This is a genomic window from Altericista sp. CCNU0014 (assembly GCF_044923475.1).
GTDB lineage: Bacteria > Cyanobacteriota > Cyanobacteriia > Thermosynechococcales > Thermosynechococcaceae > JAAURS01.
Window position 1 is genome coordinate 1,293,560 of sequence record NZ_CP137338.1, and the last position, 18,114, is coordinate 1,311,673.

General features: G+C 52.5%; 19 protein-coding genes. 11 read left to right on the forward strand and 8 right to left on the reverse strand.

The genetic code is table 11. The features are described 5' to 3' along the window. Positions 1 to 67 precede the first annotated feature (67 nt). Together R6H26_RS06510 and R6H26_RS06515 are read left to right on the forward strand one after the other, a co-directional pair. Positions 68 to 280 carry a hypothetical protein gene (locus tag R6H26_RS06510; protein ID WP_404789353.1) on the forward strand — a complete coding sequence of 71 codons (213 nt, stop codon included), beginning with the start codon at positions 68 to 70 and terminating at the stop codon, positions 278 to 280. Positions 281 to 361: 81 nt separating this feature from the next. Further along, complete coding sequence (locus R6H26_RS06515; protein ID WP_404789354.1) at positions 362 to 1,120, forward strand: 4'-phosphopantetheinyl transferase family protein; 759 nt, start codon at positions 362 to 364, stop codon at positions 1,118 to 1,120. 55 nt (positions 1,121 to 1,175) lie between these two features. Here the strand turns inward: R6H26_RS06515 and chlP are convergent, their stop codons facing one another. Beyond that, complete coding sequence (gene chlP / locus R6H26_RS06520) at positions 1,176 to 2,399, reverse strand: geranylgeranyl reductase (protein ID WP_404789356.1); 1,224 nt, start codon at positions 2,397 to 2,399, stop codon at positions 1,176 to 1,178. Positions 2,400 to 2,821: 422 nt separating this feature from the next. On the opposite strand from chlP, the gene petH reads away from it, so the two are divergent. After that, positions 2,822 to 3,994 carry a ferredoxin--NADP reductase gene (petH, locus tag R6H26_RS06525; RefSeq protein WP_404789358.1) on the forward strand — a complete coding sequence of 391 codons (1,173 nt, stop codon included), beginning with the start codon at positions 2,822 to 2,824 and terminating at the stop codon, positions 3,992 to 3,994. Positions 3,995 to 4,253: 259 nt separating this feature from the next. Further along, positions 4,254 to 5,345 carry a hemolysin family protein gene (locus R6H26_RS06530; RefSeq protein WP_404789360.1) on the forward strand — a complete coding sequence of 364 codons (1,092 nt, stop codon included), beginning with the start codon at positions 4,254 to 4,256 and terminating at the stop codon, positions 5,343 to 5,345. Positions 5,346 to 5,381: 36 nt separating this feature from the next. On the opposite strand, the gene R6H26_RS06535 is transcribed toward R6H26_RS06530, so the two are convergent. The 3 genes from R6H26_RS06535 to R6H26_RS06545 all read right to left on the reverse strand — a co-directional run bounded on the left by R6H26_RS06535 (position 5,382) and on the right by R6H26_RS06545 (position 7,671). After that, positions 5,382 to 5,717 (reverse strand): Mo-dependent nitrogenase C-terminal domain-containing protein, encoded by a 336-nt coding sequence (locus tag R6H26_RS06535; protein ID WP_404789361.1) that lies wholly within the window; start codon positions 5,715 to 5,717, stop codon positions 5,382 to 5,384. Between the two features lie 273 nt (positions 5,718 to 5,990). Then, on the reverse strand, positions 5,991 to 7,106 hold the full coding sequence (gene wecB, locus R6H26_RS06540) for a non-hydrolyzing UDP-N-acetylglucosamine 2-epimerase (protein WP_404789362.1): 1,116 nt from the start codon (positions 7,104 to 7,106) through the stop codon (positions 5,991 to 5,993). A 187-nt stretch (positions 7,107 to 7,293) separates the two neighbouring features. Further along, entirely contained in the window at positions 7,294 to 7,671 is a 378-nt protein-coding gene (locus R6H26_RS06545) for a hypothetical protein (protein ID WP_404789364.1), read from the reverse strand. Positions 7,672 to 8,359: 688 nt separating this feature from the next. Here R6H26_RS06545 and R6H26_RS06550 point away from each other — a divergent pair. From R6H26_RS06550 to R6H26_RS06560, 3 genes are all read left to right on the forward strand, one after another. Further along, the gene (locus R6H26_RS06550) at positions 8,360 to 9,016 is read left to right on the forward strand and encodes a cytochrome b/b6 domain-containing protein (RefSeq protein WP_404789366.1); all 657 of its coding nucleotides are present in this window, start codon (positions 8,360 to 8,362) and stop codon (positions 9,014 to 9,016) included. Further along, positions 8,976 to 9,710, forward strand: coding sequence for a molybdopterin-dependent oxidoreductase (locus tag R6H26_RS06555; RefSeq protein ID WP_404789367.1), 735 nt, complete (start codon positions 8,976 to 8,978; stop codon positions 9,708 to 9,710). Before R6H26_RS06550 ends, R6H26_RS06555 begins: the two co-directional genes overlap by 41 nt. Positions 9,711 to 9,834: 124 nt before the next feature. Continuing rightward, positions 9,835 to 10,062, forward strand: a complete 228-nt coding sequence (locus tag R6H26_RS06560; protein WP_404789369.1) for a hypothetical protein — start codon at positions 9,835 to 9,837, stop codon at positions 10,060 to 10,062. 29 nt (positions 10,063 to 10,091) lie between these two features. Here R6H26_RS06560 and R6H26_RS06565 read toward each other — a convergent pair whose 3' ends face one another. The 4 genes from R6H26_RS06565 to R6H26_RS06580 form a co-directional block, all read right to left on the reverse strand. Beyond that, positions 10,092 to 10,874 (reverse strand): transglutaminase domain-containing protein, encoded by a 783-nt coding sequence (locus tag R6H26_RS06565; RefSeq protein WP_404789371.1) that lies wholly within the window; start codon positions 10,872 to 10,874, stop codon positions 10,092 to 10,094. Positions 10,875 to 10,998: 124 nt separating this feature from the next. Next, entirely contained in the window at positions 10,999 to 11,511 is a 513-nt protein-coding gene (locus R6H26_RS06570) for an Npun_F5560 family protein (protein WP_404789373.1), read from the reverse strand. A gap of 111 nt (positions 11,512 to 11,622) precedes the next feature. Continuing rightward, on the reverse strand, positions 11,623 to 11,940 hold the full coding sequence (rpsF, locus tag R6H26_RS06575) for a 30S ribosomal protein S6 (protein WP_404789375.1): 318 nt from the start codon (positions 11,938 to 11,940) through the stop codon (positions 11,623 to 11,625). 175 nt (positions 11,941 to 12,115) lie between these two features. Then, positions 12,116 to 12,595 (reverse strand): Tic20 family protein, encoded by a 480-nt coding sequence (locus tag R6H26_RS06580; protein ID WP_404789376.1) that lies wholly within the window; start codon positions 12,593 to 12,595, stop codon positions 12,116 to 12,118. A 298-nt stretch (positions 12,596 to 12,893) separates the two neighbouring features. On the opposite strand from R6H26_RS06580, the gene glyA reads away from it, so the two are divergent. From glyA to R6H26_RS06600, 4 genes are all read left to right on the forward strand, one after another. Beyond that, positions 12,894 to 14,177, forward strand: a complete 1,284-nt coding sequence (gene glyA, locus R6H26_RS06585; RefSeq protein WP_404789377.1) for a serine hydroxymethyltransferase — start codon at positions 12,894 to 12,896, stop codon at positions 14,175 to 14,177. A 337-nt stretch (positions 14,178 to 14,514) separates the two neighbouring features. After that, the gene (gene serA / locus R6H26_RS06590; protein ID WP_404789379.1) at positions 14,515 to 16,095 is read left to right on the forward strand and encodes a phosphoglycerate dehydrogenase; all 1,581 of its coding nucleotides are present in this window, start codon (positions 14,515 to 14,517) and stop codon (positions 16,093 to 16,095) included. A gap of 177 nt (positions 16,096 to 16,272) precedes the next feature. Further along, complete coding sequence (locus tag R6H26_RS06595; protein ID WP_404789381.1) at positions 16,273 to 16,860, forward strand: chromophore lyase CpcT/CpeT; 588 nt, start codon at positions 16,273 to 16,275, stop codon at positions 16,858 to 16,860. Positions 16,861 to 16,957: 97 nt separating this feature from the next. Continuing rightward, complete coding sequence (locus R6H26_RS06600; protein WP_404789382.1) at positions 16,958 to 18,109, forward strand: NAD-dependent epimerase/dehydratase family protein; 1,152 nt, start codon at positions 16,958 to 16,960, stop codon at positions 18,107 to 18,109. Positions 18,110 to 18,114: the final 5 nt, after the last annotated feature.

Sequence of the window (18,114 nt, forward strand, 5' to 3'; positions counted from 1 at the left end):
GCCTTTACAGGCATTCTAGGGTTATACCCTATGGGATTTCCTCGACTTCACGTTCAAAGCAGCGCTGATGAACAACTCGCCCTTTCCCATTCCTCAGGATGCCCAGCATTTATCTGTATTGTACAAACAGCTTGTCATCAGCCTAAAATTTCACCACGGCCAGACGCTGTGTCAACTGCCGCGAGATTTGGCGCTACAGGCGATGAATGAAGTCTGGGAGTCCTGTAATTCAAAACCAGTGCCCCAATCCAATGCTAGCGGCAATCAGTCTTTGTCTTAAACTGGGTTGCGCTCCAACGTTTTGCTGCGTCGTGGTAATTTTGCGATTTACGCGCGCAACGCAAATGCAATGTCGATTGTCATGCCAACTCCCGTAGTGCAAAACACCGTGCGGCACCTGCCGGCAGAACTAGAGCTGCCGGCAGAAGGGAGCTTGCACCTGTGGTCGGTCGCGACGCTCAAAGAGACAGATCCGACTGCCGAGTTAAAAACGCTGCTCAGCTCTGAGGAGCAAGCGAGAGCGCAGCGCTACGTCACCCCTATGGCTCGAAGGCAGTTTGTCGAATCTCGCGGCCTGCTGCGCCTATTGCTCGGAGCTTACCTTCGGCAAGATCCGAGCCGTCTCGAATTTATCTATTCAGATCGAGGAAAGCCTTTTCTGACCCAGGAGCGTGGCGGCGCTAACCTTCAATTCAACGTGTCTCATTCTCGCGGGCGATTAATTTATGCAGTGAGCGTCGGTTTCGAGGTGGGAATCGATCTCGAAGGGGTCAACCCTTTGCTGAATTGTCTGGATATTGCCCGGCGAATTTGCACGCCCGATGAATGGTTTGCGTTTTCCCGACTGTCTCCGGTCGATCGCCATCAAGCATTTTATAAAATTTGGACGCGCAAGGAAGCTTTGGTAAAACTACGAGGCGATCGCCTTTACGAAAAACTTACGGTCTTTGAAGTTCCCGTCCATCCGACCTCCGATGGCTGCTGGGTGCAGGCAGAAGGTCGTCCAGTTTGGCTTCAGGATTTAGAGCTATTCGAGTCTTTTGCAACGGCGATCGCCTTTCCCGTCATTCCCGCGCAGATCGTCCATCACGAGTGGCACTACGTCGAAGATCGGGCCTAAAAAATCCCTACCGCTAGTAACGGCAGGGATTTTTGGAAGCTTGCGAAAACCAGTCTTAAGGAGCTAAAGCATTGCCTCGCAGCAAGCTCCCGATGGTTTTAGCTGTAATCTTGAGCTGTGTCAGCGGATTGGCTGGTACCACGGTTTTGTACAGGTAGCTGTCAAAGGTCAGGCGCTGCACGTCAATATCGGAGCACATTTCCACAAAGGCTTCCCGCGTCGCATCGGAGCGGTAGAACACCCGTTGCAAGATGTCCAGCACCAGATAGGTAATGCCGTACTCCTTATCCCAACGCTTGATGTAGGCCTTCAGGTCAGCTTCCGTCGGAACCTTCGTACCATTCTCAGAGCGCGCCACGATCGTTTCGGCGCACATCCGCGCGGACTTGGCCGCAAAGTAGATCCCTTCGCCGGAAGACTTGGTTACGGTACCGGCTGCATCGCCCACGAGGGCCACGCGACCCACCACCCGCCGAGGTCTGGGATGCTCGGGGATCGGATGGGCTTCCACCTTGATAATCTCTCCGCCCTGGAGTCGATTCGCCGCGCGGGCGCGGATTCCCGCTTGGAGCTTCTTGATATCGGCTTTATGCACCTGCATGGTGCCCGTTCCCACCGCAACGTGGTCGTACTTGGGAAACACCCAGGCGTAGAAGTCCGTGGATACATCGTCGCCGACGTACATTTCGGCCAAATCTTCGTAGTAGGCCATTTGCTTGTCCGGTAGGCGGATGCGCTCTTGAAAGGCGATCGCGTAGTTGTAGTCGCCCGCGTCGATTTCCTTGGCAATCCGGGAATTGGCCCCATCCGCACCAATCACGACGTCTACTTCCAAGGACTTCATTTCGCCCTCGGCATTGCCGCTGGAGAAATCGGCATAGTGCAGAACGTAGGGAGCCGTACTGCTGCTGGGCGTTTCCATCTTGTTGACGATGCCGTTAATCAGCTTGGCCCCAAGACTCACCGCGCGATCGCGCAGGAAACCGTCCAAGACCTCGCGGCGGCACATGCCGATGTATTCCCCGTCCTTGAGCGTCCCGCCGATATTGACTTCGACATTGGATGGCGAAATCATCTTCATCTTCCGCACCTGCCGATCGATGATGTGGGGCGGCAGATCGAACTCGTCCACCATACAGAGCGGAATAGCGCCGCCGCAGGGCTTCGCATTGTCTAACTTCCGCTCGAACAAAAATGTTTCAATACCCGCTTTTGCAAGCGTCTCAGCCGCAGAAGAACCGGCTGGCCCTGACCCGACCACAGCAACCCGTAATGCCAAGCGACCCTCCAATTCTGATAAAAACAGCTCTATTGTTGACCTGCATCCTAACACGGAGAATTTAGGCGAAATCGTCAGACCCCGTTCTAGGGGGTAACTTGAAACACAGTTTAACCAAGTCGCAATAGAGCGTTACATTTTGGGTCGATCCGACTCAAAATTGTAAGCTAGACCGCAGTCTCCAACCGCAAACCTTCGTTACGCTAGCAATATATAGAGTCCAGCAGTTCAGCAAAACGCGATAAAATAAGTTTCAATTTGTAATAGTGCATGGCTGCGGCCACAGCCCCCATCTTTAAAAAATGGTTAAAGATGTTTAGCAGCAGCGCTCTCAGTCCAAACCGTTGGTTTGGTGCGCCATTTATTGCAGAATACATAAACAAAAGACAATCGCACGTTAGCTTCGGAGAGATTTAATCCCAATGTTCAATCCCAGCGCATCTGGATCTGCCAATTCCCAAGCGGGAAGTCGACTCTATCGTTATGAAGTTGTGGGATTGCGCAACACTGGCCTCAACGGGCGACAGGTTCCAATTCGGTCGAGCGGCAGCAGTTTCTTTACGGTCCCCTACGACCAGATGAGCCAATTTATGCTCAAAGTTGCAAAAGCCGGAGGCAAAATCGTGAATATTTTTTCTGCTTCGGAGGATGCCCCGGCTTCAGCCTCCAGTGCTGCCAGCAGTACGGATGCCCCTGCAAAGGCATCAAAAAAAGAATCTGACATTCCGGTCAATCTTTATCGCCCGAACCAGCCATTTGTAGGCAAATGTCTCTCTAACGAAGAACTCGTGCGCGAAGGCGGTGAGGGCACGGTAAAGCATCTCACGTTCGATCTTTCAGGTGGAGACCTCCGCTATCTAGAAGGTCAAAGTATTGGCATTATTCCTGAAGGAACCGACGATAAGGGTAAGCCTCACAAGCTCAGACTCTATTCCATCGCCTCTACACGCCATGGCGATCGCCTGGATGACAAAACGGTTTCGCTTTGCGTCCGGAAGTTGGAGTACAAGCACCCCGAAACGGGCGAAAAAGTAGAGGGCGTTTGTTCCAGCTATCTAACGGCATTAGAGGTGGGTGCTCCCATTAAGATTACGGGACCCGTGGGCAAAGAAATGCTGTTGCCGGACGATCCCAATGCCACCATCGTTATGATGGCAACTGGGACGGGAATTGCCCCTTTCCGCGCCTTTATTTGGCGGATGTTCAAAGAGAAGCATGAAAATTATCAATTTAAGGGTCTGGCGTGGCTCTTCTTTGGCGTCGCCTATACCGCTAACGTGCTGTATAAAGAGGAGCTAGAAGCCCTTCAGGCTGAATTCCCCGATCATTTGCGGTTGACCTATGCCATCAGCCGGGAGCAGCAAAACGCTCAAGGCGGCAAGATGTACATTCAGCACCGCATCCAAGAAAGTGCCGACCAGCTTTGGGAATTGGTTCAAAAGGAGAATACCCACGTGTATATCTGCGGACTCAAGGGCATGGAAGGCGGGATCGATGAAGGGATGGAGTCAGCCGCCAGCAAAAACGGTGTGGTCTGGGCCGACTACCAACGCACGCTCAAGAAGGCGGGTCGCTGGCACGTTGAAACTTACTAATGCTCCTCGTGGGTGAATGAATTTGCGGCTACACAACTGCAGCATGGCCGCGCAGATCGAGCGCGACAGCAGCGAGTTTGTGTAGCTGCAGAATCTGGGATGGAAGGGGTCGAAGGATGAAATGCGTATCGGTACCGTCCGATCGCGCTAGGCTATCGATCTCCCAAGAAAGCCTGACTTAGACACAGATGACTTTCGGCAGAAACGATATGATTTGTGATAAGTCTTTTGAATCCTGCTTACGCACGATATTTGCTCCGTGATATTTCCGTGGATTGATGTCCCGCGTTTCCTGGTCGCTGAATCAGTGCTGGGCGACCTCAAGTTTGATATCGCAATTCTAGCGGTGCTCATTCTAATGTCGGCGCTGTTTTCAGGCTCTGAGACGGCCATTACGGCGCTCGATAATCTGAAACTGCGATCGCTCATGAAGGAAGAGGGCGACCCTCAAGGGATATTCCGCCTGGTTTTAGAGAAGCGCGCGCGATTTATTACTACGCTCCTGATCGGCAATACCCTGGTTAACAACGCCACTGCGATCTTAACCAGCAACCTTTTTGTATTGTGGTTGGGCGGCGCGGGTGTGGGGATTGCCACCGGGGTGTCTACGGTTTTGCTGCTCCTGTTTGGCGAAATTACGCCCAAGTCCTTGGCTATCAACCATTCCATGCCGCTCTTTCGAGTCGTAGTGCGGCCCATTTACTGGCTTTCTGTGGCCTTGGCACCAATTATTTACGGATTTGAGGCGGTTACCCACGGCCTGCTGCGCTTTTTACAGGGAAATATGGTGGTCCCCAGCGAGTCGGTCGAAGACTTGGAACTCATGATCGAGTTGCTAGGTGGCAAGGGGCAGCTCGACCTTCAAAAACATCAGCTTTTAAACAAAGCCCTTGCTCTAGACAACCTCAGCGCCCGCCAAGTCGTCAAACCTCGAACCGAGATGTGTACGATTTCCCACGAGGCGAGCATCCAAGAGGTGATAGATGTCTGTCTGGACAGTGGCTACTCCCGCCTGCCAGTGCAAGGCGAATCGAAGGATGAAATAGTCGGGGTCATTCACCTGAAGCGCGCAGTGCAGCATCTCAAGATTCACGGCAATGAATCGGTTACGGCGGCTATGGATCGGCCCGTTTACGTGCCTGAAACAAAGCGCGTTGCGGATTTACTGAAAGAAATGCTCCAGCAGCGGCTCCACCTGGCGATCGTGGTAGATGAGTATGGCGGTACGGTGGGCTTAGTGACGCTAGAAGACGTCATTGAAGAGCTGGTAGGCGAGATTTACGACGAGAGCGACCTTCCCAGACATCCCTCCCGCCGCTCCAGTGCTGCTACCACGAGCAACAATCTCTAGCTGTCGGACCTGAACAGTACGGGGATCGCTGGTGTTTTATTGACAGTAAGGCAATATATCTTCGCCGCAATCTTCCGATAAGTAGGACAAAGCTTTGAACCTGAGCGCGACCAACTGTTCGTAAAATGGGTTGAGTTTGCAGAGCGCGGGAATATGAAACTCCCGCCCTAAAACCCACACATCTCTCTCGAACGGACACTGGGCAGGGACGAGCTTGCAGACCCAGTGGGCCAGCTTGGGATCGTTGAAAGTCTGGTTCAGAATGTAAAAGTAGATCCCTCGAAGCAGCCTTTGACCTCTCATCCCCCACGCTCTGTGATGGACCGGGCTGAAGAAGTCGAACAAGGCAGATTTGACGACCGATGTAGCCATAGAAAACCTACAACCAAAACAGTTTTACGCTGAGTCTCTCCGAATGCTTACGCTAGCAAAGAATCATCGCTTGTTCGACGATCTAAATCACAAAGCATCCGTTGACTTAAGGAATGTATGCGAATCGTGCCTTTTGCCTAAAAAATCTTAACCAAAGCTAAAGCTAAAGGAATTCCCTAGGAGCGTCGGTATTCGCAGATACATCGGAAAAATCAGCGCTGCGTGCCGGGAAAGAAGCTGTTTGAACGGAAGTAAGCTCTGTTCTGGATGCCGTTAAACCCCAAAATATCCGCGCACGATCTCGACGATGCGTTCGGAGGCGCGACCGTCTCCGAACGGATTGACGGCTGTTGCCATCTGGTCGTAAAGGGTTTGATTGGTGAGTAACTCTGCTGCTGCTGCAGTAATGCGTTCTGCATTCGTACCGATCAGCTTTGCAGTGCCAGCGTAGACGGCCTCCGGGCGCTCGGTCGTGTCTCGTAACACCAAGACGGGTTTGCCCAAGCTGGGTGCTTCTTCTTGAAGACCGCCGGAGTCGGTCATGAGCAAGTAGCTGCGTTGGATCGCTCCCACGAGATCCGTATAGTCCAGGGGCTCGGTTAAAAAGACGCGCGGGTGATTCCCCAAAAGCTGCGTCAAGGGATCTCGAACGGTGGGGTTGCGATGGAGGGGTAAGACCAGGGCCGTATCGGGAAATTGCTCTAGAATTTGCAAGAACCCTTTTCCAATTTCTTGGAGGGGCTCGCCCCAGTTTTCCCGGCGGTGGACGGTGGCTAAAATGGTGCGGTATCGAGTCCAGTCAAAGTTGGGAATGGGGCACTCGGGTTCGGTTGCGGCTACCATCAGCAGCGTATCGATGACCGTATTGCCAGTCTGGTGAATGCCTGTCGCGATGCCAGAGCGCTTGACATTGTCTGCGGACAGCGTTGTCGGCGCAAAATGAAGCTGGGCAATCTGGGAAATAAGACGGCGGTTGGCTTCTTCTGGATAGGGATTGAATAAGTCGTCCGTTCTCAACCCTGCCTCGACGTGGCCGACTGGGATGAGTTGGTAAAAAGCGGCAAGGGCGGCGGCAAAGGCTGTAGTGGTGTCCCCCTGAACCAGAACTAGGTCCGGGCGATTTTCTTTGAAATAAACTTCTAACCCATCCAAACTGCGGCAGGTGATTTGAGTTAAGGTTTGACCGTGCTGCATGATTGCCAAGTCGCGATCGGCTTTTAGGTGGAAAAAATCCATGACTTGGGCCACCATCTCTCGATGTTGACCCGTCAGAACGATCTGGGTAGTGCAAAAGTCCGCGTCTTGAAACGCTTTAATGACGGGTACCAGCTTGATGGCTTCGGGGCGGGTACCCAAAACAATTGCAATACGAATTGGGACGGTTGCCATGAAATGCTCCAGGCTTAACAAATAACGATGACGGGCCGATCTTGCGTTTGCTAATTCTCGCGCGCTAATGTTGCTCGTACTAAATTGTCTCGCATTTTGCCATGAAAAAACCCGGTCGAGACCGGGCTGGGAAAACTATTGAGGCATGATAACGTTCGTACGTTAGCTTGCTAAATCATTTGACGAGCTATACGGGAGGGCGATCGCAGGTTAGCGGGCAGGATGCAAATACAGCCCCATGACTGGGATTGGCTTGCCCGTTGAGCCAGCGCAGCCACTGCACTTCGTGGGGATGAATGCCTTTGAGCGTTAACAGTGCTGCTCCGAACAAGATTACCAAAACATTAACTGAAAGAATAGCTCCTGCAACCACCAAAACCGCACTCGTCGGCAAAATTGCCTGAAGCGAAATGGCAAACAAAGAGCCGACGGTCAAAATTAAGAAAACTAGCGGAAACCCGACAACTAACCAACAAACGGTTAATGTAAAAGTCCAAATTAAGAAACTTCTAACCATCTTTACAGCTTGATTTTTAGGTAATTCTTGCGCTTGTGCCACTGTCATCGTTCAGCCTCCCGCTAGTTTTTAAGGGTTAATTTGAAACTATCTTTCGAATCAATTTTTCTTAGTATATGCAGTGCTTCTCAGAAAATGAATGGCTTGTTGTTAAAGTTTACATAAAAGGTGGCGATCTCTTAAGGCGGCAGCGGGTTCCGCAAGCTCGGGGATCGATGCGCGAACGGAAAACTTTATTATTTTTTTATACCTGGCGTTCGCTCGGGTTTTGAGATTGAGATACTAAGCAAAAATACTCATTTTTTAGGGTGGCTTAATTTTCCCCGATTTGCGTACAAAACTTAATCAAAAATTCTCAGAATCGAGTTGAAAAGAATCGGCTGATTTTGACGTGCCATTTTTGTCGCAGGATCTAAGTCCGTTTTCCCTCAGCGGTTTCTCATCTTCTGCTAAGGATTCTTCTAGCTTGTTTTAAGGAAGGTTTTCTAAGGTAAGGGGGCACCCAGCTTGAAAGGATATCCCTACGAACGCCGCTCAACGCATCTTCAAATCAACGATTATTGGTGCATCCCTTTTAGGGATCGGGCTTTTGGGTTCTGCTCCAGCCACGTTGGCGGAGTCTTAAATGCTACCTGTATGTACTCTGAGCAAAACACAGCTCAAAGGTCAATACTGTTACCGTCACAACAATGAGGTAAATCTTTACTGCTTATGATTCAGCTTTAGGATAGGACCGATGAGTTCAGATGCTTCTGTCCGTAAAAAAGGGCGATCGCTACCCAGTCAATCCTTTTGGGCCAAAACGTTTCACTGGTTGAATATCGTCAGCCTGTTGCTGATGATAACCAGCGGCCTGCAAATTTATAATGCCAACCCCGTCTTTGGCGGGCGCGGCGGGTGGACCTTTCCGTCCCCGTTTACTCTAGGCGGGTGGCTGGCAGGTGGCAGAAGCTGGCACTTTGCAACCATGTGGCTCTATTCGCTCAATTTGTTGGCCTATGGTCTTTATATTGTCCTGACGCGGCGTTGGCAGCGTCGGTTTGCAGATCGTCAAGATCTCAAGGCGCTCAAGGTCAGCCACAATGCCAAACGGAAGAACTACGCGCGGCATCGATTGGTCTATACCGCCATTATTCCGGTGCTGGTTTTGGCGATCGCCAGCGGCCTTGCCATGTACAAACCCGCCCAGTTTGCTTGGCTCGCCAGTCTGTTTGGAACCTGGCAAACCCTGCGAACGGTGCATTTCATTACGGTGCCGATCGTTGTGTCGTTCGCGTTTCTTCATTCTTTTTTGGCCTTGAAAGTGGGTGGGCTTCGCTTGGTTCGCTCTATGTTTTTAGGAGGTGCGAGTCGTGTTCGATCGGCAACGGGTCGCTTATCTGAAGATGCATAATCTATCGCGGCGTCAAATGCTTCAATGGTCCGGCCTATCCGGGATGGGGATGCTGTTGGGAAGCTGCGGTACGACCCTCTTGTCGGAACCGATCGGCCAAGCTTTCGACCCCTTTAATGCCCGCATCAATGCCTTGATGCAAAGCCAAAAGCCCGTACCGGAGTTTCCGGCCAGTGCCATCGAACCCGATGACAAGCTGCTGATCAATACCTTCGACATCACGCCTCAGATCGATCCCCTCAAGTTTCAGCTCGCGGTGAATGGCGATGTTGACAATCCCTTGGTGTTGAAGCTGGCGGACCTTCAGAAACTGCCCCTCACATCCATGACGATCCGCCACGTCTGCGTTGAGGGTTGGGCGGCGATCGTGCAGTGGGGCGGGGTGCGGCTATCCGAGTTGGCAAGGCTCGCGCAACCGAAGGCGACGGTGAAGTACGTTTACTTCAAATCCGCCGATGGCTACTACGAAAGTTGGGATCTGGCTTCTGCACTCCACCCTCAAACGCTGATGGTCTACCAGCGGAACGGTCGCCCGCTTGCAGTTGAGAACGGAGCGCCTTTGCGACTGGCCTCTCCGATCAAGCTGGGGTACAAGCAAAGCAAGTGGGTGACGCAAATTACCTTCGTCGAGCGGCTGATGCCAGCGAAAGGCTATTGGGAAGATTTGGGATACGAATGGTTTGGTGGACTGTAGGCGTTCGGCAACTCTTTAGCATTTCGTAGGGGCGCGAGGCTTCGCGCCCTTGCATCGTGTAGGCTTTTCAATGACACAATAGTTTTGGGCCGACGAATCCCCCTAACCAATTGAGTCTATAAATATGTGGAAAGTGACGATTCAATGCTCCGCAGAGGGCTGGCGCGACCATGCCGCTGCGTTTAAGGCGATCGCCGTCAAATATGCGGGCATTCCGCTCTCATCCAAAAAAATGCAGGGCGACGAGCGGCGCATTATGGAATATCAGCTCGAAAACGTCAGCGATGCGGAGGAATTTATCGAGGCCTGTGCGGCATTTCCGGGCTTTGTTGGCGTTTTCGAGTCGCTTTAGGGGGGAGCGCTGCGACGACTCGCTCGCGCCTAAGACGCTAAGTCAACCCACACATCCATTTCAAGGAGGTTTAAAACGCCGAACTGGGTTACAAATGCCACATCTGTCGCATCTCGACCGTAGGCGAGCGCAATTCGGTTGCCCTTGGGTTGCCCCTGGGTGGCATCGAAGGTATACCACCGATCGCCGACAAAGGCTTCAAACCAAGCGTGCAGGTCCATCGGTTTGAGATCGTAAAGATAGCCGACCACCATTCGCGCTGGAATATTGAGCGATCGACACAGTGCAATGCCCAAGTGAGTAAAATCGCGGCAAACGCCGATACGGGTTTCAGCCGTTTCCACTGCCGAAGTCGAAGCATCGCTAGTGCCGTAGCAGTATTCGACGTTGTTAAAAATCCAGTTTCGGATGGCTTCGACCTGCGCGTACCCTAAAGGGACCCCCTCTACGACCTGACCGGCCAGCACACCAGTCCGATCCGATTGGCAGTAGCGACTGGGGAGCAAAAATTGCAGCACGTCGCTAGGCAGCGCCTCGACTGGGATAAAAGGTGCCTCAAAGGCCGTATCGATTTCGTCAGCAGCTTCCGCCATAACACTGGTATGAAGCGAGAAATTACCTTCCGGCACGACCAATCTCTGACATAAATTGCCGTAAATGTCAGTGTATTCGGTCACGGGGATGCTGGGCTCCGTAATGTATTCCTCGCTCACGATCCACTGACCGTCCCCACTTCGGGGCCTCAACATAAATGTAGCCGCAGTGGGGCGATCGGTCTCAAACGAAAACTTACATCCTGCGTGAAGGCGCATTGTTTCTTCTCTTTCGGTAGGAGGCTATCCCATAGGATGCCCAACCGCAATCGATGGAGATCTGTCTGGATCTCTATGTTCGGCTGGATTTCGCTCGAACAAAATCTGTTGAAGAGAGGATGTTCTAGTTTTTTCGGCTCGTCCCTTTGGATTCGGGCAGCGATCGCGCGTTCGCCTGTTGCTGGAGTTCGCTGTGGAGTCGGCGGTTTTCAGTTTGGAGCGACTGAAATTTAGACTTGACCGCATCCAGACGGTCTGAAAATTTTTGCCGATACACTTCTGGTAGCTCTTGAATGATGCGCTCTAGCATCTGATTGCGATCGCTCAACGTTTGGCAAGATTTCTGCAAGCGGCTAATTTCCAGATCGCGCTTGTCGATTTGAGATTGATAGAACTCGATCTGCTGCTCCAGCCGCTTCAGATCCGTCCGTAAAACCTCTTCAGTTGTCGGCAGCGCCAGAGCAGAGGATGATTTAGAGGTTGCCGACGAACTGGGCGGCAAAGCAGGGGGATGGGTTTTTACCATCCGAAACAATTCCGTCGAAAGTTGGTCGATCAATCGATCGCGAAGCTGAAGCTGGTGACGGAGTTGAGCTACTTCTGGCTCAACCGCCTGAGGGAGATTGGCGTCGTTCACGCTGAGATGACTCCAGTACCATTGCCGTTAATTTACCATTTCACGACAAAACCCGGCAGTGCAGTTACTGAACCGGGCTTTGTTCCTCGATCGAGAGATCGGACGTCAGCGTTAAATAGCGGCCTCTTCTTCCGCAGGAGCAGCTTCCTCTGGTTTGACGGTTAGATAGCGAATGACATCGTCTCCGAGGCGCATTCCCCGCTCCATCACCGCTACAGCAGGGCCAGCAGCCTCGTAATTCATTTGAATGTAGACGCCTTCGCGGAATTTGCGAATTTCATAGGCGAGGCGACGTTTGCCCCGGTGCTGAACTTCAATATTCTCGGCTCCCTGCTCCTTGAGGAGGTTCTGATACTTCGCAATGGCTTGATCGACCGACTCTTCGCCCATGTCGGGACGCAAGATGTAGATCGTTTCGTAAGTGGTCATGAATTTGGCTTTCCTTATGGACAATATGGCTTTGTAACACGGGTTGCTATTTGCCAAGGACGCATTGACGCGAGACAAATAAAACCGTGCTAAAAGCAAGGCTTTACAATTTTAGACCAAACAAGAGACATTCTGCCGTCGCGTTCTTAAGAATGTTTGACGCGCGTCCGCGACCTCAGCGAACCTGCATGTAGACCGCTTCCGATAAGGTTGGGATTTCGGCATACAATCCCCGCAAAGATTGCACGACTGAGAAGACGACAATAGCCAACACCCCAAGGAACACCGAACTGGATAGCGCGACGACGAGCAAATTAGAGCTATCGGCCCGGCCCAAGATGGGTAGGATCAGGTCAAACACGAACATCAAAATATCGACCAACAGTGCCTGCATTGTATTAAAGCGAATAAAGTGCGGTACCTTCTCATTTCGCACGACCAGAAAAAACAGCGCAAAAAAGACAATGAGGCTGGCAAAAGGGACAGTGCGATAAACCAACACCACCGGAAATAATAGAGGTGCGAGCACGTTGCCTAATGCAGGGAATTCCTGAAGAACAGAGCCTGCAAAGGCTACACTACTGGTGAGAGGCAGTAAATAGGGCAAACTTGCGAAAATTCGATCTTGGATTGTTGTCGAACCGCGCCAAGACATGGCTATTGCTCCTAGGCTGAAGGGACACAGAGTCGTTAGTATTTCAATATGTTAGTTGGATTTTCACCTGCTGCGGCAGAAAGCTTGTGGTCTTGCTGTTTTGAGCGCTGCTGCGATCTTCAAAAGCCCTGCTAGGAGTCCATCATAACTTTATCCAAGGGAGTAAGCTATGATGTTTTAGCGCGACTTTTGAGACGCTGCAAACGATACCAAAGCCACTGCGTCAGCGAGCTAGTCCCAAGCCCTAAGGTTGCAGAACGCTACGGATGTGTCGATCGAGTAAAGAGGATTTTTTTCTGTGACGAAGACAAACCTTGACTTTTTAGCCAGTACAGACCCAAAGGTTGCCGAAATACTCCAGCAAGAGCTGCAGCGCCAGCGCGATCACCTCGAGCTTATTGCCAGCGAGAACTTCACCTCGGCAGCGGTGATGGCGGCTCAAGGTTCGACGCTCACCAATAAATATGCCGAAGGTTTGCCGGGTAAGCGCTACTATGGCGGCTGCGAGTTTGTAGATGCGGTGGAGCAGATCGCCATCGATCGCGCTAAGGCGCTTTTTGGCGCGGCCCACGCGAACGTACAGCCCCATTCCGGCGCGCAGGCAAATTTTGCAGTTTTTTTAGCCCTCTTGCAGCCCGGCGATACGATTCTGGGCATGGATCTATCCCACGGCGGACACCTCACCCACGGCTCTCCCGTTAACGTTTCGGGGAGGTGGTTTAAGGTCGTTCAGTACGGCGTCGATCCAGACACCGAGCAATTGAATTACGAAACCGTCCGTCAGATTGCTTTGGAGCATCGACCCAAGCTCATGATCTGCGGTTACTCGGCCTATCCCCGCACGATTCACTTTGATAAATTCCGCGAAATTGCCGATGAAGTGGGTGCCTATCTTCTCGCGGATATCGCTCACATTGCGGGGCTAGTGGCGGCTGGCTTGCACCCCAATCCCCTCCCGCTCTGCGATGTCGTGACGACCACTACCCACAAAACCTTGCGAGGCCCGCGGGGCGGCTTGATTTTGACTCGCGATGCCGAGCTGGGCAAAAAGCTCGATAAAGCCGTTTTTCCCGGTACTCAAGGGGGACCGCTAGAGCACGTTATTGCGGCAAAGGCAGTGGCCTTTGGCGAAGCCTTGCAGCCGGAATTTAAGACCTATTCCGCTCAGGTAATTGAAAACGCCCAAACTTTAGCCGCGCAGCTCCAACAGCGCGGGTTCAAGATCGTATCGGATGGAACGGATAACCATTTGTTGCTGGTCGATCTGCGCTCCATCGGAATGACGGGAAAAGTTGCAGACCAGCTTGTCAGTCAGGTCAACATTACCGCCAATAAAAACACCGTTCCATTCGATCCAGAATCGCCGTTTGTGACGAGCGGATTGCGGCTGGGATCGGCAGCCATGACAACTCGAGGGATGGGCGCTTCAGAGTTTGTTGAAATTGCCAATATCATTGCGGACTGCCTGCTCGGACCCGAAGATGAGGCGGTCAAGCGGGACTGCCGCCAGCGGGTGGCGGCGCTGTGCGATCGCTTTCCGCTCTATCCGCATTTGAGCGCGCCGATTCCTACATTGGTCTGAGGCCGCGCCTGCCCAACAACCTGTATTGCCCCTTGGATTCAACCCCAAGGGGATTTTTAGTGGTTTTGGCCTAGCGCGATCCGCTCGCGGAGGCAGCGTTTGTGCGGGGGCTTTGATAAAGGCGGTGAATTTCCCCTGGGCGATCGCAGTAAACTTAAAGCTTCAGTGATAAGGTTATTGGTTGTGGCAATTTGACCATTACAACTTGCCAGTAATCCTTGCAGCCTAGGGCTGAACCTGAAGAACTTTATAGCCTCGCTCGTTTGCGGGCGAAGATTGAATTCAAAGGTTTTTAGACTTGTCACTATAAACATGCCGTCGCTGCAATCTGCTAACTATGCCTAAGGTTCTTGTCTCAGATCCCATCGATCGAGTTGGTCTCCAATTACTAGAACAGGTCGCACAGGTAGATGTGCGCACTGACTTATCCCCCGACGAACTCATTCAAGTCATCCCCGATTACGATGCTTTGATGATTCGTTCCGGTACCCGCGTTACTAAAGATGTCATCGAGGCAGGGGCGAAGCTCAAAATTATTGGCCGCGCTGGCGTGGGCGTCGATAACGTCGATGTTCCTGCCGCAACCCGTAAGGGGATCGTGGTGGTCAATTCTCCAGAAGGTAATACGATTGCAGCCGCAGAGCACACCTTGGCACTGTTGATGGCCATCTCTCGCCATATTCCCGATGCGAATCAGTCCGTGAAAGCGGGCAAATGGGAGCGCAAGAAATTTACCGGGGTCGAGCTTTACAAGAAAACCCTCGGCATTGTGGGCTTGGGCAAGATCGGTTCCCACGTTGCAGCAGTGGCGCGGGCTATGGGCATGAAGCTACTGGCCTACGATCCCTATCTCTCCAACGAGCGGGCGGAGCAAATTGGCTGCCGTTTGGTCGAGCTAGATTTCTTGTTTCGGGAAGCGGACTACATTACGCTGCATTTGCCTAAAACCCCCGAAACCCAGCACCTGATCAATGCTGAAACCTTGGCGAAGATGAAGCCCACGGCTCGCATCGTCAATTGCGCGCGGGGCGGCATTATCGACGAAGCGGCGATCGCCGAAGCCTTAGAAAAGGGCGTCATTGCTGGCGCTGCCCTGGATGTATTCGAGAGCGAACCGTTGGGCGAGTCCCCCTTACTGCACGTCAAGGGAGATCTGATTCTCACCCCTCACTTGGGAGCCTCCACAGAAGAAGCTCAGACCAACGTGGCGATCGACGTGGCGGAGCAAATCCGAGACGTGTTGCTGGGCCTGACGGCTCGGTCTGCGGTCAATATCCCCGGCCTGCGCCCTGAAGTGATGGAGCAACTCAAGCCATCCCTGATGCTGGCCGAAACCTTAGGAAACCTGGTGGGTCAACTGGCGGGCGGGCGCATTGAATCCTTGGAAATTCGGCTTCAGGGCGAAGTGGCATCCTTCGATGCCCAGCCGATCGTCGTGGCCGCCCTCAAAGGGTTGCTGACCCCTGCCTTACAAGAGCGCGTAAACTACGTCAACGCTGCCATCGAAGCCAAGGATCGCGGCATTCGGGTCATCGAAACCCGCGATGCTTCGGTGCGGGACTATTCTGGGTCGATTCATTTAATGGCGAAGGGTCCGCGGGAAACGCGTTCGGTCACGGGAGCGCTGCTCAACCAAGAGGAACTCCGCATCACCAACATTGACGATTTCCCGATCAACGTACCGCCGACTCGCCACATGCTGATTACCCAGCATAGAGATATGCCAGGCATCATCGGTCAGATTGGCTCGCTGTTGGGGCAATTTAACGTCAATATTGCCAGCATGCAGGTGGGCCGCAAGCTCGTCCGCGGGAATGCAGTGATGGTGCTGAGTCTTGACGATCCCCTGCCGGAGGGCGTGTTGGCTGAAATTGTCAAGGCCAATGGCATCACCGATGCTTATATTGTGAATCTCTAGCGGTTCTCAGTCGGATTGAATACGACATTTTGTAGGGGCGCGAGACCTCGCGCACCTACAGGGCATGATGGCTCAGCTTTTGCAGCAGGGTATGTTTTGACATCGATCGAGCGGGTAGCTCAAGGCGTACAATAAATTCCGGAATGAATCCTAACGCGCGAGTAGCCAATACTCCCCATGACTCACACGACAGACATCAGTACCCTGGTTCGCTGGATGGCAGGCGATTTTTCCAATCAGGCCCAAGCCATTGACAACCCTCCGTTTTTCGCCCACATTCGGGTTTGCATGCGGCCACTGCCCGCAGATTTTCTGACGGGAACTTGTTTGTTTCTAGAGCAGGCTTACGACTTTGCTTTGGACCAACCCTACCGCCTGCGAGTACTTGAATTCTTGTCCCTTGAAGACAAAATTCTGCTGCATAACCATTCCTTAAAGGAAGGCGAGCGGTTCTTTGGTGCGGCCCGAAATCGAGAACGACTTTGCGAAATTCAGCCGGACGACATTGTGGAAATGCCGGGATGCAGCATGGATGTGGAATGGACTGGCCATAGCTTTATCGGGCGGATTCAGGGGAAAGGTTGTAAGGTGAACTGGAAAGGTCAAGATACTTACCTGGACAACGAATTCGAAATCAGCGCAGATCGACTTTTGAGCCTCGATCGAGGTCGAGATCCCGTTACCGACGAACGCGTCTGGGGTTCGATCGCAGGGCCGTTTCAGTTTAGTCGGCGCGCGAGTTTTGCCGATGAGGTTTCGATTTAAAATCAATCTTTGACCGGGATGTCAACTGGCCCCAATCCTGGTACTTTGAGTAGAAGGCTGTTATGCCGATAGAAAACACCTAACAAAAAGTGGCAACATGAAGGTCCTCGTAATTGGTGGTGATGGCTACTGCGGTTGGGCAACGGCTCTATACTTGTCGAACCGAGGCTACGACGTTGGTATTTTAGATAGCTTGGTGCGGCGGCATTGGGATAATACGCTTTGCTTGGATACCCTAACGCCCATTGCCCCAATTCAGCAGCGCATTCAGCGGTGGAAAGACCTGACTGGAAAGTCGATCGATCTCTTCGTCGGGGATATTACCAACTATGCGTTTTTGAGCGGCGCGATGCATCAGTTCGAGCCGCAGGCTGTGGTGCACTTTGGGGAACAGCGCTCGGCTCCTTTTTCGATGATCGACCGCGAGCATGCGGTGCTGACCCAAACCAACAACGTGGTCGGTACCCTCAATTTGCTCTACTGCATCCACGAAGATTTTCCCGATTGTCACCTCGTGAAGCTCGGTACGATGGGCGAGTACGGTACGCCTAATATCGATATCGAAGAGGGTTACATCACCATCGAGCACAATGGCCGCAAAGACACCCTGCCCTATCCCAAACAACCTGGCTCGTTCTATCACCTGAGTAAGGTTCACGATAGCCACAATATTAGCTTCGCTTGTAAAATCTGGGGGCTTAAAGCTACGGATCTCAATCAAGGGGTCGTGTACGGTGTGCTCACGGAAGAGACGGGGATGGACGAGCTGCTGATCAATCGGTTGGACTACGATGGCGTATTTGGAACGGCGCTCAATCGGTTTTGCATTCAGGCGGCCATCGAGCATCCTTTGACGGTTTACGGTTCCGGCGGTCAAACCCGCAGTTTCTTGGATATTCGCGATACGGTGCGCTGCGTGGAACTGGCGATCGCCACGCCCGCTGAGTCTGGGGAGTTCCGCGTTTTCAACCAGTTCACCGAAATGTTCAGCGTGGGCGACTTGGCCCAGATGGTGAAGAAAGCGGGTTCTGCTTTAGGGGTCAATGTCGAGATCGATCGCATTGAAAACCCTCGCGTCGAGAAAGAAGAGCATTACTTTAATGCCAAAAACACCAACCTGCTCGATCTGGGATTGCAGCCCCATTATTTGTCCGATTCCTTGCTCGACTCGCTGCTCAACTTTGCGGTTAAATACAAGCACCGCGTCGATAACGCGCAAATTCTGCCTAAAGTTCGCTGGAAGGGCTAAGTTTT

What these genes read in the sequence shown, in the direction of transcription:
- R6H26_RS06550 (WP_404789366.1), top strand. Translation starts at nt 8,360, where the DNA reads ATGAGTTCAGATGCTTCTGTCCGTAAAAAAGGGCGATCGCTACCCAGT.
- R6H26_RS06510 (WP_404789353.1), top strand. Translation starts at nt 68, where the DNA reads ATGAACAACTCGCCCTTTCCCATTCCTCAGGATGCCCAGCATTTATCT.
- petH (WP_404789358.1), top strand. Translation starts at nt 2,822, where the DNA reads ATGTTCAATCCCAGCGCATCTGGATCTGCCAATTCCCAAGCGGGAAGT.
- R6H26_RS06595 (WP_404789381.1), top strand. Translation starts at nt 16,273, where the DNA reads ATGACTCACACGACAGACATCAGTACCCTGGTTCGCTGGATGGCAGGC.
- R6H26_RS06535 (WP_404789361.1), bottom strand. Translation starts at nt 5,717, where the DNA reads ATGGCTACATCGGTCGTCAAATCTGCCTTGTTCGACTTCTTCAGCCCG.
- serA (WP_404789379.1), top strand. Translation starts at nt 14,515, where the DNA reads ATGCCTAAGGTTCTTGTCTCAGATCCCATCGATCGAGTTGGTCTCCAA.
- R6H26_RS06600 (WP_404789382.1), top strand. Translation starts at nt 16,958, where the DNA reads ATGAAGGTCCTCGTAATTGGTGGTGATGGCTACTGCGGTTGGGCAACG.
- rpsF (WP_404789375.1), bottom strand. Translation starts at nt 11,940, where the DNA reads ATGACCACTTACGAAACGATCTACATCTTGCGTCCCGACATGGGCGAA.
- R6H26_RS06560 (WP_404789369.1), top strand. Translation starts at nt 9,835, where the DNA reads ATGTGGAAAGTGACGATTCAATGCTCCGCAGAGGGCTGGCGCGACCAT.
- R6H26_RS06580 (WP_404789376.1), bottom strand. Translation starts at nt 12,595, where the DNA reads ATGTCTTGGCGCGGTTCGACAACAATCCAAGATCGAATTTTCGCAAGT.
- R6H26_RS06565 (WP_404789371.1), bottom strand. Translation starts at nt 10,874, where the DNA reads ATGCGCCTTCACGCAGGATGTAAGTTTTCGTTTGAGACCGATCGCCCC.
- R6H26_RS06545 (WP_404789364.1), bottom strand. Translation starts at nt 7,671, where the DNA reads ATGACAGTGGCACAAGCGCAAGAATTACCTAAAAATCAAGCTGTAAAG.
- wecB (WP_404789362.1), bottom strand. Translation starts at nt 7,106, where the DNA reads ATGGCAACCGTCCCAATTCGTATTGCAATTGTTTTGGGTACCCGCCCC.
- R6H26_RS06515 (WP_404789354.1), top strand. Translation starts at nt 362, where the DNA reads ATGCCAACTCCCGTAGTGCAAAACACCGTGCGGCACCTGCCGGCAGAA.